This is a genomic window from Streptomyces sp. NBC_01244 (assembly GCF_035987325.1).
In the GTDB taxonomy this organism is placed as follows: domain Bacteria; phylum Actinomycetota; class Actinomycetes; order Streptomycetales; family Streptomycetaceae; genus Streptomyces.
The window spans coordinates 4343339-4366923 of record NZ_CP108488.1 but is presented as its reverse complement, the minus strand read 5'-3'; the positions used below and the strand labels follow the sequence as shown (position 1 = coordinate 4366923).

At 71.6% G+C, this 23585-nt stretch carries 20 protein-coding genes; 10 read left to right on the top strand and 10 right to left on the bottom strand.

Annotation, left to right across the window (positions count from 1 at the left end; genetic code table 11):
• Positions 1-14 precede the first annotated feature (14 nt).
• Positions 15-1397: an MFS transporter gene (locus OG247_RS19440; protein WP_442813343.1), complete on the bottom strand. Its 1383-nt coding sequence runs from the start codon at positions 1395-1397 to the stop codon at positions 15-17.
• A 337-nt stretch (positions 1398-1734) separates the two neighbouring features.
• Here OG247_RS19440 and OG247_RS19435 point away from each other — a divergent pair, with 337 nt between their 5' ends.
• Positions 1735-2643, top strand: a complete 909-nt coding sequence (locus OG247_RS19435) for a DUF3027 domain-containing protein (RefSeq protein ID WP_327253451.1) — start codon at positions 1735-1737, stop codon at positions 2641-2643.
• Between the two features lie 51 nt (positions 2644-2694).
• On the opposite strand, the gene OG247_RS19430 is transcribed toward OG247_RS19435, so the two are convergent.
• The 3 genes from OG247_RS19430 to OG247_RS19420 all read right to left on the bottom strand — a co-directional run bounded on the left by OG247_RS19430 (position 2695) and on the right by OG247_RS19420 (position 5993).
• Complete coding sequence (locus OG247_RS19430; protein WP_327253450.1) at positions 2695-3954, bottom strand: acyltransferase family protein; 1260 nt, start codon at positions 3952-3954, stop codon at positions 2695-2697.
• 83 nt (positions 3955-4037) lie between these two features.
• Complete coding sequence (locus OG247_RS19425) at positions 4038-4991, bottom strand: NAD-dependent epimerase/dehydratase family protein (RefSeq protein ID WP_327253449.1); 954 nt, start codon at positions 4989-4991, stop codon at positions 4038-4040.
• Positions 4992-5096: 105 nt separating this feature from the next.
• The gene (locus OG247_RS19420; RefSeq protein WP_327253448.1) at positions 5097-5993 is read right to left on the bottom strand and encodes a glycosyltransferase family 2 protein; all 897 of its coding nucleotides are present in this window, start codon (positions 5991-5993) and stop codon (positions 5097-5099) included.
• Between the two features lie 251 nt (positions 5994-6244).
• Here OG247_RS19420 and rfbB point away from each other — a divergent pair, with 251 nt between their 5' ends.
• The 6 genes from rfbB (at position 6245) to OG247_RS19390 (ending at position 13624) form a co-directional block, all read left to right on the top strand.
• On the top strand, positions 6245-7222 hold the full coding sequence (gene rfbB / locus OG247_RS19415; protein ID WP_327253447.1) for a dTDP-glucose 4,6-dehydratase: 978 nt from the start codon (positions 6245-6247) through the stop codon (positions 7220-7222).
• Between the two features lie 17 nt (positions 7223-7239).
• Entirely contained in the window at positions 7240-8628 is a 1389-nt protein-coding gene (locus tag OG247_RS19410) for a lipopolysaccharide biosynthesis protein (RefSeq protein WP_327253446.1), read from the top strand.
• Between the two features lie 42 nt (positions 8629-8670).
• Positions 8671-10413 (top strand): ABC transporter permease, encoded by a 1743-nt coding sequence (locus OG247_RS19405; RefSeq protein ID WP_327253445.1) that lies wholly within the window; start codon positions 8671-8673, stop codon positions 10411-10413.
• Between the two features lie 37 nt (positions 10414-10450).
• Positions 10451-11758 carry an ABC transporter ATP-binding protein gene (locus OG247_RS19400; RefSeq protein WP_327253444.1) on the top strand — a complete coding sequence of 436 codons (1308 nt, stop codon included), beginning with the start codon at positions 10451-10453 and terminating at the stop codon, positions 11756-11758.
• A gap of 17 nt (positions 11759-11775) precedes the next feature.
• The gene (locus tag OG247_RS19395) at positions 11776-11994 is read left to right on the top strand and encodes a hypothetical protein (RefSeq protein ID WP_214954762.1); all 219 of its coding nucleotides are present in this window, start codon (positions 11776-11778) and stop codon (positions 11992-11994) included.
• Between the two features lie 127 nt (positions 11995-12121).
• Positions 12122-13624 (top strand): SPFH domain-containing protein, encoded by a 1503-nt coding sequence (locus OG247_RS19390; RefSeq protein ID WP_327253443.1) that lies wholly within the window; start codon positions 12122-12124, stop codon positions 13622-13624.
• 268 nt (positions 13625-13892) lie between these two features.
• On the opposite strand, the gene OG247_RS19385 is transcribed toward OG247_RS19390, so the two are convergent.
• Complete coding sequence (locus tag OG247_RS19385) at positions 13893-14918, bottom strand: WD40 repeat domain-containing protein (RefSeq protein ID WP_327253442.1); 1026 nt, start codon at positions 14916-14918, stop codon at positions 13893-13895.
• 76 nt (positions 14919-14994) lie between these two features.
• Between OG247_RS19385 and OG247_RS19380 the strand changes: the two genes are divergently transcribed.
• Positions 14995-15687, top strand: coding sequence for a GDSL-type esterase/lipase family protein (locus OG247_RS19380; RefSeq protein ID WP_327253441.1), 693 nt, complete (start codon positions 14995-14997; stop codon positions 15685-15687).
• Positions 15688-15755: 68 nt separating this feature from the next.
• Here the strand turns inward: OG247_RS19380 and OG247_RS19375 are convergent, their stop codons facing one another.
• Positions 15756-17768, bottom strand: coding sequence for a transposase (locus OG247_RS19375; protein WP_327253440.1), 2013 nt, complete (start codon positions 17766-17768; stop codon positions 15756-15758).
• A gap of 365 nt (positions 17769-18133) precedes the next feature.
• Between OG247_RS19375 and OG247_RS19370 the strand changes: the two genes are divergently transcribed.
• A complete protein-coding gene (locus OG247_RS19370) occupies positions 18134-19123 on the top strand; it encodes an aldo/keto reductase (RefSeq protein ID WP_327253439.1) in 990 nt (329 codons plus the stop codon).
• A gap of 123 nt (positions 19124-19246) precedes the next feature.
• On the opposite strand, the gene thpR is transcribed toward OG247_RS19370, so the two are convergent.
• From thpR to OG247_RS19355, 3 genes are all read right to left on the bottom strand, one after another.
• Positions 19247-19837, bottom strand: coding sequence for an RNA 2',3'-cyclic phosphodiesterase (gene thpR / locus OG247_RS19365; protein ID WP_327253438.1), 591 nt, complete (start codon positions 19835-19837; stop codon positions 19247-19249).
• A 166-nt stretch (positions 19838-20003) separates the two neighbouring features.
• Positions 20004-21362: an MFS transporter gene (locus OG247_RS19360; protein WP_327253437.1), complete on the bottom strand. Its 1359-nt coding sequence runs from the start codon at positions 21360-21362 to the stop codon at positions 20004-20006.
• 25 nt (positions 21363-21387) lie between these two features.
• Positions 21388-21825, bottom strand: coding sequence for a MarR family winged helix-turn-helix transcriptional regulator (locus OG247_RS19355; protein ID WP_214954723.1), 438 nt, complete (start codon positions 21823-21825; stop codon positions 21388-21390).
• Positions 21826-21944: 119 nt separating this feature from the next.
• On the opposite strand from OG247_RS19355, the gene OG247_RS19350 reads away from it, so the two are divergent.
• Positions 21945-22127 carry a hypothetical protein gene (locus OG247_RS19350; RefSeq protein ID WP_030156886.1) on the top strand — a complete coding sequence of 61 codons (183 nt, stop codon included), beginning with the start codon at positions 21945-21947 and terminating at the stop codon, positions 22125-22127.
• Here the strand turns inward: OG247_RS19350 and OG247_RS19345 are convergent.
• Positions 22120-23556, bottom strand: a complete 1437-nt coding sequence (locus OG247_RS19345) for an NCS2 family permease (protein ID WP_442813341.1) — start codon at positions 23554-23556, stop codon at positions 22120-22122. The two genes, OG247_RS19350 and OG247_RS19345, sit on opposite strands and share 8 nt — an antisense overlap.
• Positions 23557-23585: the final 29 nt, after the last annotated feature.

Below are 23585 nucleotides of genomic sequence, written 5' to 3'. Positions count from 1 at the left end.
GCGAGCGCCCCCGGCTAAGCCACCCGCGGCCGCGACGAGGTGGGGTGCTGGTGCCGCGGGGACGTGAGGAAGCCGCGCAGGGCCATCGTCGTGCCGAGGGCGACCACCACCGCGGCGACGGACATGCCCAGGACGCCGTTCAGGGGGAGGGCGATGCCGATCGAGCCGCCCAGGACCCAGGCCACCTGGAGCAGGGTCTCCGAACGGGCGAAGGCCGACGTGCGGACGGCCTCGGGCACGTCGCGCTGGATCATCGCGTCCAGCGAGAGCTTCGCGAGGGCCTGGCAGAAGCCGGCCGTCGCGCCCAGGACGGCCATGAACACCCCGCTGAAGAAGACCGCCGCGAGGACGGCCACCGCGAGGGTCAGGGACAGGACGGCGGCGATGATCGCCTCGGGCGCCCGGGCCCGGAGCCAGGCTCCGACGGCGGTCCCGCAGGCGTTGCCGACGCCCGCCGAGATGCCGACGATGCCCAGCGACACCGCCGCGCTCTGCCCGGCGAGCGGATGCTCGCGCAGCAGGAACGCCAGGAAGAAGATCAGGAACCCGGACAGGCCGCGCATCGACGCGTTCGCCAGCAGCCCGCACAGCACCGGCCGGCTGACCGTCCGCAGTCCGGGCCGCTTCGAGTGCGCCTCGTGGGTGGAGAGCCGGGCCCGGCGTTCGCCCTTGGCCTCGTCGACCTTGTGCGGCAGCGTGAACGCCGCGAAGGTGCCCCAGATGAAGATCGCGCACGCCCCGTAGAGCGGCCACGGCGGGCCGATCGTGTGCAGGGCGGCGCCCACGGGCGCGGCGGCGCCGGTGGCCAGCAGGCCGGCCAGGGTGACCCGGGAGTTCGCCTTGACCAGGGAGAACCCCGGTGGGAGGAGCCGGGGGACCACGGCGCTGCGCACCACCCCGTAGGCCTTGGAGGCGACGAGCACCCCGAGGGCGGCCGGGTACAGCTCCAGGCCGCCCGTGGCCACCGCGCCCGACATCATCACGGCCAGCAGGGCCCGGGTGAGCATCGCGCCGGCCATCGCGGCCCGCCGTCCGTGCGGCAGCCGGTCCAGCAGGGGGCCGATCACCGGGGCCAGCAGGGTGAAGGGGGCCATCGTGATGGCGAGGTACAGGGCCACTCGGCCGCGTGCCTCGTCCGTCGGGACAGAGAAGAAGACGGTGGAGGCGAGCGCGACTGTGATCATCACATCACCGGCGCCGTTGATCGCGTGCAGCTCGATCAGTTTGCCGAGGCCAGATTCACCCGCCCCGTGCGCGTGCGTGGCCCGCCGGATCCCGCGCGCCGTACCGGTGAACGGCAGGTGCAGGGCACGCCCGACGGCCCGGCCGGCCCGCCTGGCCGGTCCCGAGCCGTCATCGGACGACCGTACGGGTGCCACGTGGCCATAGTGCCCCACTCGGCCCCCCGGGACCCCTCCCGGCGCGTCGCGGGGACCCGGCCGCGCCCCGCCTCGGCCGTGGGTGTCCGCGAATCGGACCTTGCATGTGGGCCGAAGGCGCCGGAGGAGGTAGCGTGCGTAGCGCGCCACCGGCGGTTGCTCCTGGCCGCGCGCCTCTTCGCGATCCCGCAGAATGGATCGCAGGTAGGTGCGCCCTGGAACCCGATCGGGCGCGGACGTCGACGCGGCCCCCTGGTCCGCTCCGCCCGCGCTACGTAGGGACAGCCGACGGGTCGTTGTGGACGACAAGTACGGACGGCGCACTCGTGAGACGGCGTAGGAGAGAACGAGACCTGTGAGTGCTGCGACGACGCGAAGCCGTACCCCCGACCGCCTGTGCGTCGAGGCGGTAGCCCTCGCCCGGGCGGCGGCCGAAGAGGCCGCCTACCCCGGAGTGGTGGGCGAGCACACCGCTGCCATCTCGGAGGGCGACAGGGTCGTCACGCACTTCTTCGAGTGCAAGGACCCCGGGTACCGCGGCTGGCGCTGGGCCGTGACGGTGACCCGTGCGTCCCGCGCGAAGAACGTCACCCTCGACGAAACGGTGCTGCTGCCGGGCGACGACGCCCTGCTGGCCCCCGAGTGGGTGCCGTGGAGCGAGCGGCTGAGGCCGGGCGACATGGGTCCGGGGGACCTGCTCCCCACGGACGCGGAGGACCTGCGGCTGGAGGCCGGCTGGTCGGGCGAGGACGCCCCGCCGCCGAACTCGGTGGTGTCCACCGAGATGGCCGAACTGGTCGAGGCGGAGGACGCCGACGTCACCGACCGCGCGGTGGTGCCCGTACGCGGCTCCATCACCTCGGTGGCCGAAGAACTGGGCATGCGCCGTGCGCGCGTCCTCTCCCGCTACGGGCTGCACAGCGCGGCCGACCGCTGGGACGAGTCCTTCGGCGCGAAGACCCCGATGGCGCAGGCGGCTCCCGCCTCCTGCGTCTCCTGTGGCTTCCTCGTCGCCATCGGCGGCTCGCTGGGCCAGGCCTTCGGCATCTGCGCGAACGAGTTCGGACCGGCGGACGGCCGGCTGGTCTCCCTGTCCTACGGCTGCGGCGGCCACTCGGAGGCCGCGGTCATGCCGAAGCCGCCGCGACCCGCGCCGCCCGTCCTGGACTCGATGGCCTCGGACGAGTTCCACCTCCGCCCGTCCTCCGACTCCGGCTCGGTCCTCACCACGGACCCCCTGGCCCCGGACCTCGGCCACTCCTGACACCGGGAACGGCGCGGGCCCGGCCCGCGCCGTTCTGCTGCTGTGACCGCGTCAGCCGGTGGTGGCCGCCGGGGCCGGCTCCGGTTCGTCCACGGCGGCAGACCGCGGCCGTGGCGCCGCCGCGGGGGTCCCGCGCTGCCGGAGCCTGCGGACGAACCACGGCGTCCAGTCCTTCAGCTTCATGGCGGGCGACTCGACCAGGTGCCAGGACAGCGCCGCCAGCAGCACCGTGCCGGCCATGGCCAGCAGCAGGAAGACGGGCTTGCCGTACTGCGCGTAGCCCAGCAGGGCCAGCGCCTGTTCCACCGTGAAGCCGTAGATGTAGATCCCGTACGAGTAGTCCCGCTTGCGCCCGATCCCCTGGAACGGCCGCGGCAGCCGGATCGCGAGCCACAGCAGCAGGTACGCGAACGCGGGGTAGCCGAAGACGAAGACCCCGCCGTAGACCAGCGTGCCGCCGAGCACCGCGGCGCAGACCAGCGCCAGGCCGTCGTGGACCGGCACCCGGTCGCGGTACAGCTGGAACGTGGCGCCGATCAGGAACACGAAGCACAGGTGGACGAGGAAGTGCACCGACATGGAGCCCAGGAGCGGCACCTGCACGGCGGCCGTCATGTCACCGGGGACGCCGCGCGGTGAGGGGGCGGTGACCCAGTCCCGCAGGATCAGCAGGCCCAGTGCGGCCGCCGACAGCGGGACGAGCCTGCGGGCCCGCCGGAGCGCGCCGGAGGCGGCCAGCACGCCGACCATCACGTAGCAGAAGATCTCGTACTTGAGGGACCACAGGGCGCCGTTGACGCCGGGGTCGAAGTTGGTCCCGCGGGCCTTTCCCTCGCTCAGCACGCCGGAGATGTCCCAGTGGGTGCTGACCGAGGTGTTCCACATGCCCCGGAGGTAACTGACCGGGCCCTCGGGGTGGTTCCAGTACCCGTCCGTCGAGCCGTGCAGGTGGAAGTACAGCAGGGGGAGGACGACCAGCGCGGAGACGAGGAGCGAGCCCCACAGGCCGGGCAGGATGCGCAGGGCGCGGTGCCAGGCGTAGCGGCCGGAGGTGCTGCGGGCGCCACTGCCCGTGATCATGAACCCCGACAGGACGAAGAAGCCGATGACGGCCATCTTGCCGACGTCGGTCTGCGCCCCGGTGTACTTCCACATCGGGTCCAGGGGGCCCCATCCGATCGGCCACAGGTGTGAGACCACGACCGACGAGGCGAGGACCAGGCGCAGTACGCCGAAGCTGTTGGCCCGCGGCGAGTACAGCTCACCGAGGGTTCCGCGCCGGCCGGGCAGGACGGGTGCGCTGCGAGACATAGGGGAGTCAGACTTCCTTGGAGGGGTTCGCCGGGGGTTCGCCGGGGGCCCGGCGGTGGTCCTGCGAGGACCGGCGGTCCCGGTCAGACGCCGACCGGGCAGACCGCGGCCCACAGCTCGGCGACGGCGTCGCGCAGGCTCCGGCTCGGCTTCCAGTCCAGCGCCCGCTCGGTGGCGGACATGTCGAACCGGTGCCACTCGGTCTCCGGGCCGGTTCCGTCCGGGGCGGGCACCTCCACGATCCGCGTCGGTACGTGGCTCTCCTCGATCAGGAGCTCGACCACCTCGCGGGCGGACGTGGCCCGGCCGAGTCCGAGGTTGAGGACCGGCGGGCAGGTGCGCGCCGGGGCGAGGGCGGCGGTCACCGCCTCCACCGCGTCGAGGAGGTGGAGGAACTCGCGCCGGGCGGTGAGGGGCATCAGAGACAGCTCCGCACCGCCGGCGGCCCGGCCCTCGGCCAGCTTGGCCGCCATCACGCCGAGGAGGCTGTGCGCGGGCTGGCCCGCTCCCACGACGTTGCCCAGGCGCAGCACGAGGGCGTCCAGGCCTCGGTCGCGGACGGCCTCGGTGATCAGCTCGGTGGCCCGGAGCTTGAGCTCCCCGTAGAACGTCGAGGGGTGTGCGGGGGAGTCCTCGGTGATGCTCGTGTCGATCGGGAAGAGGCCGTACTCGTGCACGGATCCGATGTGCACCAGCCGCGGCGGCTTCGCCATGCCCTCGAGGGTTTCCAGCAGGCGTTCGACCATGCCGAGGTTGGCCGGGACCATCTGTTCCTCGGTCAGGCCCCAGTTGCCGCCTGCCGCGTTGACGATGGCGTCGATCCGGTGTGCCGCGAGGATCGCGGCGAGCTCGGCCGGCGGGTCGAGGGTGAGGTCGAAGGCGACGAACGCGCCCGGCGGCGTGACGGTCGGCTGCTTGCGGGCGACGGCGAGCAGGCCGTGGCCGCGCTCGTCGAGCGTGGCGCACAGGGCCCGGCCGATGAAGCCGGTGGCTCCGAGGACGGCCACACGGGGCAGGGTCTGGCTGGTGAGGGACATGGCGTTGGCTCCGGACGGTGGGGAGGGAGTGGGGGCTGTGGGGGGTGTGCCGTCAGCGGTGGCTGCGGGGGTGCGCCGGCAGCGGTGGCTGCCGGGGGTGTCCCGTCAGCGGTGGTCGGCGCCGGCGACGTGCCGCAGCAGGGTGCGGGCGCCCTCGGCCTGCTTGTTCTTCAGCGCGCCGGGGAGCATCGTCAGGGCGTGGATCCGGGAGGACAGGTGAAGCCGGGAGGCCTTGGCGGCCTTCGTCCAGCCCGTGCCGTCCAGCCGGTCGGCGACGTCCATGAAGAAGCGGTTCGCCTCTTCGAAGCGGACGCCCGTGAAGGCCTGCCGGGAGGAGATGCTGACGGCGTGCCGGCGGTACTGGAAGCACAGGGCGTCCGACAGGAGCATCTGCTCGCCCGCCTGGAGCACGTCGATGACCAGGGCGAGGTCCTGGGTGACCTCCAGGCCGTCCCGGAAACCCGCCGTGCGGACGGCCTCGGTGCGCCAGCAGATGGAGGGGAAGAACAGCCAGTTCCCGCGCAGCAGACTCGTGGCGAGCGCCTCGCCGCCCATCAGCACCTCGCCCTTGAACGCGGGCTTGTAGAGGCGGCGCTTGGACTGGTCGACGAGTCCCTCGGTGGGCTTGCCCGCCCCGTCGATGACCTCGACACCGGGCTGGATCATGCCGATGCCGGGGTGCTTCGCGAGCGCGGCCCGGATGGTGGCCACGTACGCGGGCAGCATGATGTCGTCGGTGCCCATCAGCACGAAGTGCGCCTCGCGGACCAGCCCCAGGCACTTGCGGTAATTGCCGGTGACACCGAGGTTCCGCTCGTTGCGCCGGTAGGAGACGCGCGGGTCGTCGAGCTCCGCGAACCAGCCGGGAACGGACGGCTCCGTGCCGTCGTCCACCACCGTGAGCCGCCAGTCGGGGTCGGTCTGCGCCAGCACGCTCCGTACCGCGGCCTGCATCAGGGCCACGTCGCCGTAGTAGGGAAGCATGATGTCGAGAGTGGTCATCGGGGGTGCACCGGGTCCTTCGCAGGGGACGGGACGCGAGGTGTCCGGTGGCCGTCGCTCAGTGACCGACGGTGGGCCGGGCATTCCTCGTAATCGGGCAGGATGCCCGACCAGGGCGTCTCGGCGAGGGGCCGGAACGGGACGGGAACGGGACGGCTCCATGAACAGTCCGTGGCGCGGCGGAGCCGGCTCCGGCACCCGTCAACGCGGGGACCACCGCACCCGGATGGGCCCAGTACAGTGACCGCACTATGCGCATTCTCGTGACCGGTGGCGCCGGTTTCATAGGCTCGCAGTTCGTACGCTCCCTCCTCTCGGCAGACCCTGCCGCCACGATCACGGTCTTCGACAAGCTGACCTATTCGGGCGTCGAGGAGAACCTCGCGCCCGTGGCGGGCCACCCCGGTTACGCCTTCGTCCGCGGTGACATCTGTGACGCCGACGCCGTCGACCAGGTCATGGCCGGCCACGACGCGGTGGTGCACTTCGCCGCGGAGTCCCACGTGGACCGTTCCATCGCGGGAGCGGGCCCCTTCGTGATGACCAACGTCGTGGGCACGCAGGTGCTGCTGGACGCCGCCCGCAAACACGGCGTCGGCCGCTTCGTCCACGTCTCCACCGACGAGGTGTACGGCTCGATCAGCGAGGGCTCCTGGACCGAGGAGTGGCCGCTCGCGCCGAACTCCCCCTACTCCGCGTCCAAGGCGGGCTCCGACCTGCTGGCGCTGGCCTACCACCGCACCCACGGCATGGACGTCGTGGTGACGCGCTGCTCCAACAACTACGGGCCGTACCAGTTCCCCGAGAAGGTCGTCCCGCTCTTCACCACGAACCTGATCGACGGCAAGAAGGTCCCGCTCTACGGCACCGGCGGCAACATCCGTGACTGGCTGCACGTCGCGGACCACTGCCGCGGCATCGAGCTGGCGCTGCACAAGGGCCGCGCCGGGCACGTCTACAACATCGGCGGCGGCGTCGAGCTCACCAACAAGGAGCTCACCGGCCTGCTGCTGGACGCCGCCGGCGCCGACTGGGACATGGTCGAGCCGGTGGAGGACCGCAAGGGCCACGACCTGCGCTACTCCCTCGACATCACCAAGATCAGCGAGGAGCTCGGCTACGCGCCGCAGGTCGGCTTCGAAGAGGGCCTGGCCTCGACGATCGACTGGTACCGCGAGAACCGCGCCTGGTGGGAGCCGCTCAAGGCGAAGGCCGCCCGGCAGTCGTGAACGGTCCGGACGCGGCGGTGAGCGCTGCGGACGCGGCGGTGAGCGCTGCGGACGCGGCCGTGGGTGTTCCGGACGCGGCCGCGAGCGCTCCGGACGCGGCCGTGTCCGTGAAGCGGTCGCCGCTGGGGAGGATCGCGAGCACCCTGCCCCCCGGCACCCTGCTGGTGATCAGCGGCACGGTCGTGCTCGGCGCGGCCTCGTACATCCACCTGATGGCGGCGGGCCACAGCCTCGACACCGACGGCATGGCCGCCCTCTCGGTGCTCTGGACGATCCTCATGTCCGTGGGCATCGGCCTCTTCTTCCCCGTGGAGCAGGAGCTCACCCGGATCGTCGCCGCGCACCGCGTCGCCGGTACGGGCGTCTCCGGCGTCCTGCGCCAGATCGCCGGGCTCACCCTCGGCATGCTCGTCCTGCTGGCGGCCGGGCTGGCCTGGGCGACCCCGCTCCTCGCCGACACGTTCTTCAACGGGCACACCGAGATGGTCGGCGCGCTCGGCCTGGCCTTCGCCGCGATGGGCATCGGCAACATCTGCCGGGGGGTCCTGGCCGGCCTCGGCCGGTTCGGCCCGTTCGGCCGGCAGCTGGGCATCGACGGCGTCCTGCGCATCGGCCTCGCCGTGGGCTTCGCCCTCGCCGGGGTCCGCTCCCCGCTGGCCTTCGCCCTGATCCTCACCGTCGCGCCGCTCGCCGCCGCCCTGGCCACCTCGGTACCCGTCTTCCGGGGGCTCGGCCGGGGGCCGTTCGACCGGTGGCCGGGGCTGCTCGGCGGCCTCGGCCCGCTCGTCGTCTCCACCCTGCTGTCCCAGGTCGTCGTCAACGCCGCCGTGGTCAGCACCAAGCTCCTCGCGCCCGAGGACGGCGCGCTCGTCGCGGGTCTGCTGAACGCGATCGTGCTGGCCCGGGTACCGCTCTTCGTCTTCGGCTCGCTCCAGGCCTCGCTGCTCTCCGGGCTGTCCACCGCGGCGGCCGCCGGCGACCGCGCCGGCTTCTCCCGGCTCCTCGGGCGGACCTCCCTGGTCGTCACCGCGCTCGGCCTGGCCGGGGGCGTCCCGGCCACCCTGTTCGGCCCGTGGCTCATCGAGGTGCTCTTCAAGGCCGAGGCGGGGCTCGGCCACGCCGTGTTCTTCTGGATCTCCGCCGGCACCCTCTTCTACATGCTCGCCATGGTGCTCGGCCAGGCCCTCCTGGTCCTGCACGAGCACCGCCTGCAACTGCTCGGCTGGGCCGTGGCCACCCTGGTCCTGACCGGCGCGACCCTGCTCCCCGGCGAGGTCTCCACCCGCGTGTCCCTCGCCTACGCGCTGGCCTCGCTGGCCGCCGTCGTCGGCATGGCCGCGGCCTTGTGGCTGACCTTCCCGCGCCGGTCCCCGGCCGCCCCGGGAGGACCTCGCCCGGTTGGGTGACCTGGGGTGTGGCCGGTTGCCCGGCGTGTTCCGCTGGGCGGGATGAAGACCTCCGCGCCCCCCGAGACCCACACCGGTCAGGCGGCCCCCACGCGCACCCGCCTGTCCTGGGTGGACTTCGCCGTGGCCGCCGCCTTCCTCGTGCTCGGGTACGCGATCCTCCAGGTCGGCAAGGGCACCACCGTCAACTTCGACCCCGCCGACGTCCCCGACGTGGACACGGACCCCGCGAAGCTCCCGTACTACGCCGCCCGCAGCGTCCTGCGCATGTTCATCGCGCTGATCGCCTCCGTGGTCTTCACCTTCGGCTACGCCTACGCCGCCGCCCGCAGCCGCCGCCTGGAACGGGTGCTGATCCCGGCCCTGGACATCCTCCAGTCCGTCCCCGTCCTCGGCTTCCTCTCCGTCCTCGTCACCTTCTTCGTCGCGCTCTTCCCCGGCTCGCTCCTCGGCCTCGAATGCGCCGTCATCTTCGCCATCTTCACCTCGCAGGCTTGGAACATGACCTTCGGGTTCTACGCCACCCTGACCTCGCTGCCCCGCGAACTCGACGAGGTCTCCCGCTCGTTCGGCTTCACCCGCTGGATGCGCTTCTGGCGCGTGGAGGTCCCCGCCGGGGTCATCGACCTGGTGTGGAACGGCATGATGAGCTTCGCCGGCGGCTGGTTCATGCTCGTGGCCTCCGAGGCGGTCTCCGTCTCCGGGCAGGAGTACGCCGTCCCCGGCCTCGGCTCGTACGCGGGCACCGCGATCGGCGAGGGGGACCTCGGGAAGGTCGGCTGGGTCATCCTCGCGATGACCGTCACCATCGTCACCGTCAACTTCTTCTTCTGGCGGCCCCTCACCGCCTGGGCGGAGAAGTACAAGAACGAGCAGTCGGAGTCCACCGACGTCCAGCGCAGCTACGTACTGGACTTCCTGCGCCGCTCCCACTGGCCCCGCCTGCTCGGCCGCGCCACCGCCCCCGTCCGCGACGCCACCGGCCGGGCCGCCCGCGTACTGGGCCGCGACGACATGGCACTGTCCGTGGATCCGGCCCGCCGCCGGACCGGCGACATCGTCTTCACCGTCGTCGCCGGAGCCGTCATCCTGTGGGGCCTGTACGACCTCGTGCGCTACCTCCAGCGCGAGACCGGCCTCGGGGTCTTCGGGGAACCGCTGCTGCTCGGGCTGATCACCTTCGTCCGGGTGATCGTGCTCGTCGCCGCAGCCACCGTCGTATGGGTGCCCGTGGGCGTGTGGATCGGCTCCTCGCCCCGGCTCACGAAGATCGCCCAGCCCGTCGTGCAGGTCCTGGCGAGCTTCCCCGCGAACCTGCTCTTCCCGGTGGCCGTCTGGTTCTTCCTCAAGACCGGGCTGAACATCAACATCGGCTGCATCCTGCTGATGGCCCTGGGCGCACAGTGGTACATCCTCTTCAACGCCATCGCCGGAGCCATGGCCATCCCGTCCGACCTCAAAGAGGCCATGGACGACCTCGGCGTCCGCGGGCTCCAGCGTTGGAAGCGCCTGATCGTCCCGGCCGTGTTCCCCTCGTACGTCACCGGAGGCATCACCGCCTCGGGCGGCGCCTGGAACGCCTCCATCGTCGGAGAGGTCGTCACCTTCGCCGGTACGACCCTGTCCGCGACCGGGCTGGGCGCCTACATCTTCCACGCCACCGAGGCCGGGGACTTCCCCAAGCTGATCGCCGGGATCGCCGTCATGAGCCTGTACGTCGTCGGCCTCAACCGGCTGTTCTGGCGGCCCCTGTACCGGCTCGCGGAGCGCCGCTACTCCATCTGAACCCCGCTCGCCCGCCCGATCCGAGGAGCCCGCCCCGATGACCGCGACCACGATCCTCCAGGCCGCCGCCCTCACCAAGTCCTACGCCGGCGCCGACGGGGAGCTGCCCGTGCTCGGCGGCATCGACCTGGAGATCCGCGAGGGCGAGATCGTCGCCCTCCTCGGGAAGTCCGGCAGCGGCAAGTCCACCCTGCTGCGCTGCCTCGCCGGGCTGATCCCCGCCAGCTCCGGCTCGGTCACCTACCGGGGCGACGAGCTGCGCGGGGCGAACCCGGGCACGGCGATGGTGTTCCAGACCTTCGCGCTGCTGCCCTGGCTGACGGTGCAGCAGAACGTCGAACTGGGCCTGGAAGCCAAGGGCATGGACCGCGAGGCGCGGGCCCGGCAGGCGGTGGAGGCCATCGACCTGATCGGCCTCGACGGCTTCGAGTCGGCCTACCCGAAGGAGCTCAGCGGCGGGATGCGCCAGCGCGTCGGCTTCGCCCGGGCGCTCGTCGTGGAACCGGACGTGCTGATGATGGACGAGCCGTTCTCCGCGCTGGACGTGCTCACCGCCGAGAACCTGCGCGGCGAGCTGATGGAGCTGTGGGCCTCCGACCGCTTCCCCGCCAAGGCGGTGGTGCTGGTCACGCACAACATCGAGGAGGCGGTGCTGATGGCCGACCGGGTGGTGGTGCTGGGCTCGCGGCCCTACGGCACCATCAAGGAGACCTTCGCGGTGGACCTGGCCCGCCCCCGGGACCGGGGCGGCGCCGACTTCGAGCGGATCGTGGACGCCGTGTACGCGGTGATGACCGGCCGCACCGCCAAGACCCCGGCCACGGCCCCGCCGGCCAAACGCACCCCGGCCAACACCCCGCTCCCGGCGGCCAGCGTCGACGGCATGGCGGGCCTCGCCGAGATCGTGCTCCAGCGGGGCACCGGCGACGGCAGCGTGGACCTCGCCGACCTCGCCGAGGAACTGGGCCTCGAGGTGGACGACGTACTGCCCCAGGTGGACGGGCTGGAACTGCTGGGCCTGGCCGAGGTACGGGACCTGCACCTGGTGCTGACCGCGCGCGGCACCGCCTTCGCGGGGGCCGACGTACAGGAGTCGAAGGAACTGTTCGCCGAGGGGGCCATGGAGGTCCCGCTGGTCCACCTGATCCACACCACCCTGGAGCGCTCCCGGGGCGGCACCCAGCGGGCCGGTTTCTTCCGCGACCTGCTCTCGCACCACTACACGAGCGAGCAGCTGGAGCAGCAACTGGAGACGGCGACGGACTGGGGCCGCTACGGGGAGCTGTACGGCTATCACGCGGACGGCGAGGAATACCGGCTCGACGAGGACCCCGCACGGGGATAGCCCCGTACGCTCGGTGCATGGGGGAATCGGACATGGTGGGACTGGACGGCCGGGTCACCGGAACGGTCGGGCCGGGGCTGGTCGGCGAGGTCATCGTGCGGATCCGGGGCGGAGCCGAGCACTTCCTCGCGCACCCGGCGCCGGGGACGGGCCGGCTGACGGTCGGCACGGTGGTCACGGTGGTCGAGTACCTGCCGCCGCGGACGGTCTACGTGATGGCCGCGTACGGCGACTGACCAGGGGTCCCGTCCTCTCGTATCAAGATGGCGACAAGATTCGGCAGCCGTCTTCACGCCCCTGCGACACGGGCGCACACTCGCCTTCTCGACGGCGAACGCCGCCGCGTAAGAGGGGGAGTTGCCGATGTCTGTCGGCGTACTGGCAGGGATTGTCGTGGGTGCGATCGCGGCCGCGATCGGCCTGTTCAAGCTCATGTGGCGGGTGGCCGAGCCCAACGAGGCACTGGTCATCTCCGGCTCCGCGCACAAGACCGAGGGCATCGCGGAGGGCATGGGCTTCCGGATCGTCACCGGGCGCGGAACCATGGTGATGCCCGGCGTGCAGGCCGTGCGGAAGCTGTCGCTGGACCTCAACGAGACCCAGCTGAACGTGGACTGCGTGACCCACCAGGGCATTCCGCTGCGGGTCAAGGGCGTGGTCATCTTCAAGATCGGCGACGACTTCGTGTCCATCGCCAACGCGGCCCGCCGCTTCCTGGACCAGCAGAAGATGATGCCCGAGCGGGTGCACATCGTCTTCGCCGGCCATCTGCGGTCCATCGTCGGCGGCCTGACGGTCGAGGACATGATCCGCGATCGGGAGAAGCTGACCGGGCAGACCCGGGCCGCGTGCGGGACCGAGATGGAGAAGCTCGGCCTGATCGTCGACTCCCTCCAGATCCACGAGATCGAGGACCCGACGGGCTACATCAAGAACCTGGCGATGCCGCACGCGGCGGCCGTCCAGCGGGACGCGCGCATCGCCCAGGCGGACGCCAACCTGCGGGCCACCGAGGCCGAACAGGCCGCCTTCGCGCGGATGTCGGAGGCCACCCGGGACAGCGAGATCCTCCAGGCCGGCTACCAGGCCGAGCGGGACAAGGCGGCCGCGACGGCCCGGCAGGCGGGCCCGCTGTCGGAGGCGGCGGCGCGGCAGGAGGTCGTGGTCCAGGAGACCCGGGTGGCGGAGCTGGAGGCGCACCGGCGCGAGCAGCAGCTCCAGGCGGACGTGCGCAAGCCGGCGGACGCGGCGGCGTACGAGACCCGGACCCGGGCCGAGGCCGACCGCGACGCCCGCATCTCGGCGGCGCAGGCCAAGGCGAAGGAGACGGAGCTGGCGGCCGCGGCCGAGGCGACCCGGGTGACCACGGCGGCCGCGGCCGACGCGAAGGCCACGGAGGCACGCGGCCTGGCCGCGGCGACGGCCACCCGCGCGACCGGCGAGGCGGAGGCGGCGGCGACGCAGGCCAAGGGCCTCGCGGAGGCGGCGTCGGCCCAGGCGAACGGGCTGGCGCAGGCGGAGGCCGCCAAGGCGAAGGGCCTCGCGGAGGCGGCGGCCATCCAGGCGCGGGCCGCCGCGCTGGCGGAGAACCAGGAGGCGGTGGTCGCGCAGCAGCTCGCCGAGAACTGGCCGGCGATCGTGGAGGCGGGAGCGGGTGCCTTCGGCAACGTAGAGCACATGATCTTGCTCAACGGGGCGGAGGGCATGTCGGAGATGTTTGCGAAGGCCCTGACGATGGGCGGCACGGGCCTTGGCCTGGCCCGCCAACTCCTGTCGACGATGTCCCAGCCGACGCCTCCCACGGAAGCTCCGACCAACGGATCCTCTCCCGCGACCTCCCACCAGATCCCGATCCAGGGAGCCTGAGCCGCAGCGGCGCGGCGCCGTTGCCGGGGACCAGTCCCCGGACCCCTGCTCCTCAAACGCCGGAGGGGCTGGATTTTGCCGGCGTCGGACCGCACGTGCCCGCTGGCGTTCGGGTTTTTCAGCCGTCCGGCGTTTGAGGACCGGGGTCTGGGGCGGAAGCCCCAGGAGGGGTCCGGGCAGCGCCCGGGGAACGGTGGAAGGGCGGGTAGGGGACTTCGCCCCGCAGGGCCCACCCACCCGCACCCGCACCCGGCCCCGCCCCGGAGGGTCAGGGCTTGGGGCGGCGGCGGAGGAGCCGCTTCGCGGCAAGGGTGAGGGTCAGGGCCGCGACCAGGACGAGCGCGCCCTTCGTGAAGCTTCCGCCGTCGGGGGCGGCGGGCGCGCCCGGGGAAGGAGCCGGAGCACCGGAAACGGGGGCGGACCCCGACGCCGACGGCTTCGCGGCGGCCGCGACCGGCACGGCGACGACCCGGCTGTTCGCCCCCTCCGCCCCGAACATCAGCGTCGTCCCGTCCGCCGTGTACGTCACGGACTCCGCCTGCCCCTGCCACGGCGCGGCCACCGCCTCCCCGTCCCCGGCGGGCCGCCCGTCCTTCCACGGGTACGTCTTCGCCCACAAGTACCCCCGCAGCGCGAGCCGCCCCCCGTCCGGGGAGAACGCCCCGTCCGTGACCCACGGGACGTCCCCGATCCGCCGGAAGGTGTTCGTGCCGGAGGCGGACAGCGACTCCGGGCCCTCGTACAGCCCGCCGGCCTTCTCGTCCTTGCTCGCGATGTACACCCGCCCCGTCACCGGATGCACCATCAGTGCCTCCGCGTTCCGCGGCCCGTCGGCGTACTTCACCGTGAACTGCTCGGCCTTGAGCGTGGCGTCCCGGAGCGTCCTCGGCTCGGCGAACCGGTAGATCCACACGTGGTTCCAGGAGCCGCCCCGGTTGTCCCCGATGTCACCGACGTACAGCCGCCCGTCCGGGCCCAGCGAGATCCCCTCGATGTCCCGCGGTGTGCCGATGCCCGTCAGGGTGATCCGCGCGACCGTCTTCCCGGTCGCGGAGTCCACGGCGTACACGTACGGGCCGTCGTCGCTGTCGTTGTGCGTCCAGTAGACGCCGGGGTGGATCCGGCTGGCCGTGAGCCCGCTCGACTCCTTGATCCGGGGGTCGGTGATCGTGAACCCGGACGCGGCGGACCCGGACGCGGACCCGGCCGACCCTGCCGCGGCGGCGGCGGCCGAGGGCAGCAGGGCGAGGACGGCAGCGGCGGCGGCGGTCAGGGGCAGCAGGTGCGGGCGCATCCCCCTACCCTGCCAGCCCGCCCCGCGTGTCCGGCATCACAGGGGCCGCGGCCCGGTGATCCGCGAAGATGACCGGATGCGTTTCATGTTCGTCGGGGATTCCATGACCGTCGGATGCGCCGGCGACTACACCTGGCGCTATCGGATGTGGCAGCACCTCGACACCACCTTCGGCGGCCCGTACGAGATCGTCGGCCCGCGCAGCGGCCTCTACGACGCCCTCGCGGACGCGCCGACCAGCGAGGCCTACGCCGACCCGGGCTTCCCCGCCGACGCCCGCCGCCACCTGGCCGGCTGGGGCGAGGGCTGGCAGCACATGGCCCCGCTCATCGGGCCCGCCGTCCGCTCCTGCGGGGCCGACCTGCTGCTGGTCTCCCTCGGGCTGATCGACCTGGGCTTCTACACCTCCGCCGAGGGCACCGCCGCCAACGTCCGCCGGTTCATCGCGGAGGCCCGCGCCGCCCGGCCCGGGATACGGATGGTCCTGCTGCCCGTCATACCCAACGTCCGGGCCCGGGACGACGCGCCCTTCGCGCAGCAGGTCGAGCTCTTCAACGAGCTGCTCGGCAAGGCGGTCGCCGACCTGTCGACCCCCGCTTCGCCGATCCTGCTGGCCGCCCGCCCGGAGGCGTACGAGATCGACCGGGACACCTACGACGGCACGCACCCCAACGCCTGCGGCGAGCACCGCCTGGCGGGGGAGTTCGCGGCGGTCCTGCACCAGGCCTGGGGCCTGGGGGGCCCGTACCGGCCGCGGCAGGACACGTAACACGCGCTTCACGGGCGGGTCTTGCTTCGAGCGCACTCCAGGCAGTTGGCTAAGACTTGATCCGTAATTCACCAGAGGGTGAGCTGCGGGTTGCAGCCGGGGCGGTGTCCGGGCTTTCCGGCGTGGTCACGCACGGGGCGTGGCTCATCCGGGGTCGCTCGGGACCGCCGTCCGGCGGTTCGGGGAGCAGAGGTCCCACGGCGTTGCCGTGGGACTGCCGCATGACCAGCACCACGAGACGTGGTGGTCTGGCTCGGTGCGGTTGACTCCCGCAGGGCTTCTTCCAGCCCTTGGGCGAAGGTGATCTGTGCATGCTGGGACGCGGTGGTGTCCAGGTACGCGGTCTTGGGGTCGTCCACGTCGGTGAAGCGGACGAAGGAGGCCAGGGCGGCGGACACGAGGTCGCGTTTCCCGGTGAGTCCGCACGCGATGCATTTGTGTTCCCGGTCCCGCAGGGTCTTCTTCACGCGTTCGCCGCACAGGCAGTGCTGAGACAGGGCCGTCGACCACATGGAGGCCCGTACCAGACGGCCGCCCGCAGCCGTGCATTCGCGCTCAAGGGCAGCGATGAGCAGGCCGGGTGTGGTCTGGGAGAGTCGCTTGCCCCACAGCCGGTACCAGGTGCGGATGTCGCAGTCCTCGACCACGAGCACGGGGCCGTGCGCGGCGATGATCTGCCGGGCGAGGAGACGGGCGCGATGGCGGCGGCGCTCGGCGGCCGAAGCTGCCGCCTCGGCCTGGCGGGCGCGCAGCTCCCGGTACTCGGTGGACAGACGGTCACGGCGGAACGCCCGCTTCGGCACCCCGTCCGACCGGGAAGCGCGGGCACCGCCCGGTACCGTCACAGCCTTCTCGGGCAGGCCCTTGGAGGCCCGGTGCTCGGCGCGGCGGGCCTGCTTCTTCGACAGGCCGTACTGTGCAGTGTTGGTGGCCCGGCGGGATCGCTCCAAGGCCCGAGATCGTCCGCGTCGCTTCTTTGCCTCCTGCTCCAGCAGAGCCCGTTCGGCGGGGCTGAGGGTGATCTCGGTGGAGGCCGGGACACCGGCGGCCGGGTCGAGGCCGGCGGGCAGGGAGACGATCGAGACGTTGGAGACGTTGCCGTCCACCCCGCCGATCCGGTCCATCTCAGCAGCCCGGTCGCGCATCTGCCGCACGGCGGGGGCGGCGTATCCGGGGCCGAGGGTCATTAGGTGCGCCTCATACACCCAGCCGCCCGGAGCGGATGCCCTGCGGCGGCGGACGAGATCGACCTTGTGCCAGCGGCCGGGATTCGACAGGAAGTGTTCGACGCGCTCCCACTGGCCGGGCTGCTGCGGGATACGCACCGGGAGCACCAGGTCACCCCGGCTCCCGTCCGGGCCGCCCGTGAACACCACGGCGAGCGGTCCCGCGTGGTCCCACCACGTCGCCTTTCGCGTGCCCGGCTTTCGCGACGCCGTGGCGTTGCCGGTGGGCACGCTGCCAGACGGTGCGGCCGGCACTGGCATCCGGCGGGGCTGCTGAAGGGTGTGCCGGCCGCCGTTGGTGTAGGCCATCGTGTGGCCGTGCAATGAGCCGACGAGGCGGAAGGTCTCCCACTTGCGGTCGGTGGTGTGGGAGCGGGCGCGGCCGGGGACGCGGGTGAAGTCGTACCAGCGACCCGTCTTCGGGCGGCCGTGCCGCTTGCCGGTGGCGTCGGGGAACAGGTGGCGCTGGACTCCGTTCCACACCTCGTCGGCCATGTGCATGGCCAGGGCCTTCGAGGCGTGGTGCTTCAAGTGCCCCGAGTCTTCGAGGTGCTTGTACGCACACCGCTCCAAGGCCTCACGGGACAGCCCGAGACGCTGCCGCACGGCCTTCACCCCGTCGCGCTCTCGCTCGTGGAACGCGACCCAGCAGGCATCAACCTTGGCGCGGGCATCGCGCTGGACGGCTCGCTTGATCGCCCACATCGCGCCGAACAGCTTCTCCACGCGGGCCAGGTCAGCGGGATCGTCGACGGCCAGCGGCAGCACCATCACCGACACCTGCCCGTCGTCGGGCTTCTTCCACTTCGGAGCCTTGTTCTTACCCCGGAACCTGCACGTCTGAGCAGCCCGCACCACTGTCACCCCCTCTGTCGCAGATTAGCCGACCATCATCACGCAATGCGACAGCATCGTGACTACGCGTGGAGGGCTGGTGCGGCTCGAGATTGCCATCCAGCACGTCTGCACTCTTCGTCCTGTCGCAGACCAAGTCGTCAGCCTGCGCCCAAAACCCCTGCTCCAGTGGGTCGGACTCCCAGGAAGGGCCTTCCTCGCGCGCCTGTTGGACTATCGCGTACTCCTCAGAGCCATCGCATAAGAGCAAGCCGCTCGCCAAGCGCCGGGCCGAGCGCGCATCGCCCGACTCAAGGGGCTACCGACTCCATGCGGAGGGTCTTGGTCTTGCCTGGAGTGGGCTCGAAGGAGTTGGCTAGTGGCCCATGGAGTACACGCAGCTCGGACGCACCGGTCTCAAGGTCAGCCGACTTGTCCTCGGCACCATGAACTTCGGCCCCCAGACGGGAGAGCCGGAGAGCCACGCCCTCATGGACACGGCGCTCGACGCCGGTATCAACTATTTCGACACGGCCAACGTGTACGGATGGGGCGAGAACAAGGGCCGTACCGAGGAGATCATCGGTACCTGGTTCGGCCAGGGCGGCGGACGCCGTGAGAAGACGGTCCTCGCCACCAAGGTCTACGGGAGCATGGCCGCGGAGGGCGACCCGTGGCCCAACTACGACCGCCTGTCGGCGCTGAACATCCGGCGGGCCGTCGACGCCAGCCTCAAGCGCCTGAACACCGACTACATCGACATCTACCAGTTCCACCACGTGGACCGGCTGACGCCCTTCGAGGAGATCTGGCAGGCCGTCGAGGTCCTGATCCAGCAGGGCAAGGTGCTGTACGCCGGCTCCTCGAACTTCCCCGGCTGGAAGATCGCCCAGGCCAACGAGGCCGCGGCGCGTTCGGGGCGGCTCGGCCTGGTCAGCGAGCAGTGCCTCTACAACCTCGCCGAGCGGCGGGCGGAGCTGGAGATCATTCCGGCGGCCGAGGCGTACGGGCTCGGCGTCATCCCGTGGTCCCCGCTGCACGGCGGGCTGCTGGGCGGGGCCATCCGCAAGGCGGCGGAGTCGGGGCGGACGGCGAGCGGCCGCTCGGCGGACGCGCTCGCGAACAGTTCCGTACGGGCGCAGGTGCAGGCGTACGAGGACCTGCTGGACAAGCACGGACTGGAGCCCGGCGAGGTCGCCCTGGCCTGGCTGCTGACGCGTCCCGGGGTCACCGGCCCGATCGTCGGTCCGCGTACGCCGGAGCAGCTCGCGTCCGCGCTGCGGGCGGTGGAGCTGGAGCTATCGCCGGAGGTGCTGGCCGGGCTGGACGAGGTCTTCCCGGGGCCGGGGCCGGCTCCGGAGGCGTTCGCCTGGTAGGAGCCGCCCGGCGGGCCCGCCGTCCTACTGGCCCACGGCGGCGGCCACGGCCACCACGACGAACATCAGTACGAGCACACCGGCCATGACGCGGTTTCTGGTCTTGGGATCCACCCGTCGAGCCTAACGCGAGCGGGCCCGCCCTTCGTACGGAGGGGCGGGCTCTCCCAGTTCCCACGAGCCGACGACCTCGTAGCGGGGCTGCTCGCCGGGGACGCCGGAGTCGGGCAGGTTGCTGCGGACCAGGCTGAGCTCGCCGACCTGCCAGGCGGTGCCCTCGAAGGAGGCCAGGGCCGTGCAGTAGGGGCGGACGTCGTGCCGCTCGTCGCGGAGCCGGCCGAGGGTGAGGTGGGCGGTGTAGCGGTGGTGCTGGTCCATGGGCACCCCGGAGCGCCGGGCGGCGGCGTCGGCGCGCTCGGCGAGCATGCGCAGGGCGTCGAGGTCGCCGGCGGCGCCGGCCCACAGGGAGCGGTGGCCGAAGTGGCCGGAGCCGTGGATCCGGAGCGGGAAGGGTGCGGTGTGCGCGGCGGCGCGGGCGAGGCGGGTGTGGAGCTCGGGGAGCAGCTCCTCCCGTACCTCGCCCATGAAGGCGAGGGTGAAGTGCCAGCCCGCTTCCGCGGTCCAGCGGAGGTGGTCGTCGCGCAGGTCGCGCACGGCCTCGGCCAGTTCCGCGATGGCCGCCTCGGGCGGGATGACGGCTGCGAACAGTCTCATGGCCCGAGCCTAGCGGCGGGTGCCCGGTGCGGCGCCGTTACCGGGGCCGGCCCCCGGAGCCCCGCTCCTCGAACGCCGGCGGGGCTGAAAGATCGCCTCAAACGCCGGCGGGGCTGGATTTTCCAGCCCCGCCGGCGTTCGAGGCGCCCTCAGGCACCGCGAGGCGCTACGCCGCCGTCGCCAGCTGGCGGCGGCGGTCCGAGGGCACGAAGGTCACGCCGTGGCGGTTCACGCTGAGGCGGAGGTTGCCGATGCGCGAGAGGACGAGGCCGATCGTGACGGCGGCGGCCAGGGAGACCGCTCCGCCCGCGGCCATGCCGATCCGCGCGCCGTAGGTGTCCGTGACCCAGCCGACCAGCGGGGCGCCGATGGGGGTGCCGCCGGTGAAGACCATCATGAACAGGGCCATCACCCGGCCCCGCATCTCGGGGTCGGTGGCCATCTGGACGCTGGAGTTGGCGGTGACGTTCACCGTCAGGCCGAAGACCCCGAGGGGGACCAGCAGCGCCGCGAACAGCCAGAAGCTCGGCGCGAAGGCCGTCACGAGCAGGAGGACGGAGAAGAGCACCGCCGCCGCGACCAGCAGCCGCAGGCGGGACAGGCCCCGCCGGGCCGCCAGCAGGGCACCCGCCAGGGAGCCCGCCGCGATCAGGGTGTTGAAGAGCCCGTACGTGCCCGCGTCGCCGTGGAAGACCTTGCTGACGAAGGCGGACAGCCAGATCGGGAAGTTGAAGCCGAAGGTGCCGATGAAGCCGACGAGCACGATCGGCCAGATCAGCTCGGGCCGCCCGGCGACGTACCGCAGGCCTTCGCGGAGCTGGCCCTTCGCGCGGGGCTGGACCTCGACCTGGTGCAGTTCGCGGGTCCGCATCAGCAGCAGGGCCGCGATCGGCGCCGCGAAGGACAGGCCGTTGAGCAGGAAGGCCCAGCCGGAGCCGACGGCGGTGATGAGGACACCGGCGATGGCGGGGCCGACCAGTCGCGCGGACTGGAAGTTGGCCGAGTTCAGGCTGACCGCGTTGGCCACCTGGTCCTTGCCGACCATCTCGGAGACGAAGGTCTGCCGGGCCGGGTTGTCCACGACGGTGACCAGGCCGAGGAGGAAGGCCGCGAGGTAGACGTGCCAGACGTTGACGTGGCCGGCGAGGGTGAGGACACCGAGTGCGAGGCCGGTGAGGCCCATGGCCGCCTGGGTGCAGAGCAGCAGCGGCCGCTTGGGGAGCCGGTCGGCGAGTACGCCTCCGTAGAGCCCGAACAGCATCATCGGCAGGAACTGCAGCGCGATGGTGATGCCGACCGCCGAGGCGGATCCGGTCAGCGACAGGACCAGCCAGTCCTGTGCGATGCGCTGCATCCAGGTGCCGGTGTTCGAGACGACCTGGCCCGTGGCGAAGAGCCGGTAGTTCCGGATCTTCAGCGAGCTGAACATCGAGTTCTTGTTCCGCGCGTTCTTGGACGTGCGGTGCGTGCGCGTAGTGGTGGGTGTGTGGCCGGGGGCGGAGTCTGCTCCGGGTCCCGTACTCAAAAGGGGTCGCCTCCTGGCGTCGTTCCTATAGGTGCGCGAGCTTGTCCAGGACGGGCGCGGCTTCGCGCAGCTTCGCCCATTCGTCCTCGGTCAGCTCGGCCGCGAGCCCGGCGAGGAAGGCGTTGCGCTTGCGACGGCTCTCTTCGAGCATCGCTTCGGCCTCCTCCGTCTGGCGGACCACCTTCTGGCGGCGGTCGTCGGGGTGCGGTTCCAGCGTGACCAGTCCCTTGGCTTCCAGCAACGCGACGATGCGCGTCATGGACGGCGGCTGCACGTGCTCGCGCCGGGCCAGCTCACCGGGGGTGGCCTGGCCGCAGCGGGCGAGGGTGCCGAGCACCGACATCTCGGTCGGGCTCAGCGATTCGTCGACGCGCTGGTGCTTGAGGCGCCGGCCCAGCCGCATGACGGCGGAGCGGAGGTCGTTCACGGCGGCTGCGTCGTCACCATGGGAAAGGTCATGCATGTCTTTAGAGTAACTCATTACTCTACCTAAGGAACACCACTTATCTGGTGTCACTCGTACGGGTGAGTCGGCTCCGGAAAGTGACACGCGTCCATGCCCTGTGCCCCGACTCTTTCGGCATGGGGACACATGTGCTGAGCATGCGCATAGACGGGGAGCTCCTCGACAGGCTCCGGACTCATGCCGCCAAACGAGGAATGAGCGTCCAGGACTATGTGGTCCGGACGCTCATTCGCGACGATTTCGACGAACGCTTCAAGGCGGCCGTCGACGAGACGGAGAAGTTCTACGGCCTTACGTGAGGCCCAGGGCCGGCATCGCGTAGTAGAAGACGAAGACCGCCGACACGATGTACATGGCCACCGGGACCTCGCGGCCCCGGCCGGTCGCCAGCCGCAGTACGGAGAAGGCCACGAAGCCGATGCCGATGCCGTTGGTGATCGAGTACGTGAACGGCATCATCACCATGGCCAGGAAGGCCGGGACGGCGATCGTGAAGTCGTTCCAGTCGATGTCCCTGACCGAGCCGGCCATGATCAGGAAGCCGACCGCGACGAGAGCGGGCGTGGCCGCCTGCGAGGGGACCATCGTGGCGAGCGGCGTGAGGAACAGCGACACGGTGAAGAGGCCGCCCGTCACGATGTTCGCCAGGCCCGTCCTGGCGCCCTCGCCGACGCCGGCCGTGGACTCCACGAAGCAGGTGGTGGCCGAGGAGGAGGAGGCGCCGCCCGCGGCGACGGCCATGCCGTCCACGAACAGGACCCGGTTGATGCCGGGGAAGGAGCCGTCCGGCTTCGTCAGCTTCGCCTCGTCGCCGACGCCGAGGATGGTGCCCATCGCGTCGAAGAAGCAGGACAGCAGCACGGTGAAGACGAACAGGATGCCCGTGAGCATGCCGACCTTGCCGAAGCCGCCGAACAGGCTGACCTGGCCGATGAGGCCGAAGTCGGGCGCGGCCACCGGGTTGCCCGGCCACTCGGGGACCGTCAGGCCCCAGGCGGCGTCCGGGAGCTTGGTGATCAGCTGGATCACCAGGGCGGTGACGGTCATGGCCACGATGGAGATCAGGATCGCGCCGGGGGTCTTGCGGATGATCAGGGTGAGCGTCAGCAGGACGCCGACCACGAAGATCAGGACGGGCCAGCCGTGCAGGTGGCCGTTGCCGCCGAGCTGGATCGGGACCGTGGTGTGCGCGAGGTCCGGGATGCGGGTGACGAAGCCCGAGTCGACCAGGCCGATCAGCAGGATGAACAGGCCGATGCCGATGGCGATGCCCTTGCGCAGGCCGACCGGGACCGCGTTCATGACCCGCTCGCGCAGGCCGGTGGCGACCAGCAGCATCACCACGAAGCCCGCCAGGACCACCATGCCCATGGCGTCGGGCCAGCTCATGCGCGGGGCGAGCTGGAGGGCGACGACGGTGTTGACGCCGAGGCCGGCCGCGAGGGCGATCGGGACGTTGCCGATCACGCCCATCAGGAGGGTGGTGAAGGCCGCGGTCAGCACGGTGGCGGTGACCAGCTGGCCGCCGTCGAGCTGGTTGCCGTACATGTCCTTCGCGCTGCCCAGGATGATCGGGTTCAGCACGATGATGTAGGCCATCGCGAAGAAGGTGGCGAACCCGCCGCGGACCTCGCGGCCGATGGTCGAGCCGCGCTCGGAGATCTTGAAGTAGCGGTCCACGGGGGCCGACGTGCTCATGGGGGTCCTGGTCCTCGGTGGTGGTTTCATACGACGAAAACGGGCCAAGCCCAAACCGT

Bases quoted from the DNA above. Each gene is read 5' to 3' on its own strand.
- OG247_RS19400 (WP_327253444.1), top strand. From the start codon at position 10,451: ATGACCGCGACCACGATCCTCCAGGCCGCCGCCCTCACCAAGTCCTAC.
- OG247_RS19370 (WP_327253439.1), top strand. From the start codon at position 18,134: ATGGAGTACACGCAGCTCGGACGCACCGGTCTCAAGGTCAGCCGACTT.
- OG247_RS19390 (WP_327253443.1), top strand. From the start codon at position 12,122: ATGTCTGTCGGCGTACTGGCAGGGATTGTCGTGGGTGCGATCGCGGCC.
- OG247_RS19350 (WP_030156886.1), top strand. From the start codon at position 21,945: ATGGGGACACATGTGCTGAGCATGCGCATAGACGGGGAGCTCCTCGAC.
- OG247_RS19395 (WP_214954762.1), top strand. From the start codon at position 11,776: ATGGGGGAATCGGACATGGTGGGACTGGACGGCCGGGTCACCGGAACG.
- OG247_RS19380 (WP_327253441.1), top strand. From the start codon at position 14,995: ATGCGTTTCATGTTCGTCGGGGATTCCATGACCGTCGGATGCGCCGGC.
- OG247_RS19420 (WP_327253448.1), bottom strand. From the start codon at position 5,993: ATGACCACTCTCGACATCATGCTTCCCTACTACGGCGACGTGGCCCTG.
- OG247_RS19425 (WP_327253449.1), bottom strand. From the start codon at position 4,991: ATGTCCCTCACCAGCCAGACCCTGCCCCGTGTGGCCGTCCTCGGAGCC.
- thpR (WP_327253438.1), bottom strand. From the start codon at position 19,837: ATGAGACTGTTCGCAGCCGTCATCCCGCCCGAGGCGGCCATCGCGGAA.
- rfbB (WP_327253447.1), top strand. From the start codon at position 6,245: ATGCGCATTCTCGTGACCGGTGGCGCCGGTTTCATAGGCTCGCAGTTC.
- OG247_RS19385 (WP_327253442.1), bottom strand. From the start codon at position 14,918: ATGCGCCCGCACCTGCTGCCCCTGACCGCCGCCGCCGCTGCCGTCCTC.
- OG247_RS19345 (WP_442813341.1), bottom strand. From the start codon at position 23,556: ATGAAACCACCACCGAGGACCAGGACCCCCATGAGCACGTCGGCCCCC.
- OG247_RS19430 (WP_327253450.1), bottom strand. From the start codon at position 3,954: ATGTCTCGCAGCGCACCCGTCCTGCCCGGCCGGCGCGGAACCCTCGGT.
- OG247_RS19355 (WP_214954723.1), bottom strand. From the start codon at position 21,825: ATGCATGACCTTTCCCATGGTGACGACGCAGCCGCCGTGAACGACCTC.
- OG247_RS19405 (WP_327253445.1), top strand. From the start codon at position 8,671: ATGAAGACCTCCGCGCCCCCCGAGACCCACACCGGTCAGGCGGCCCCC.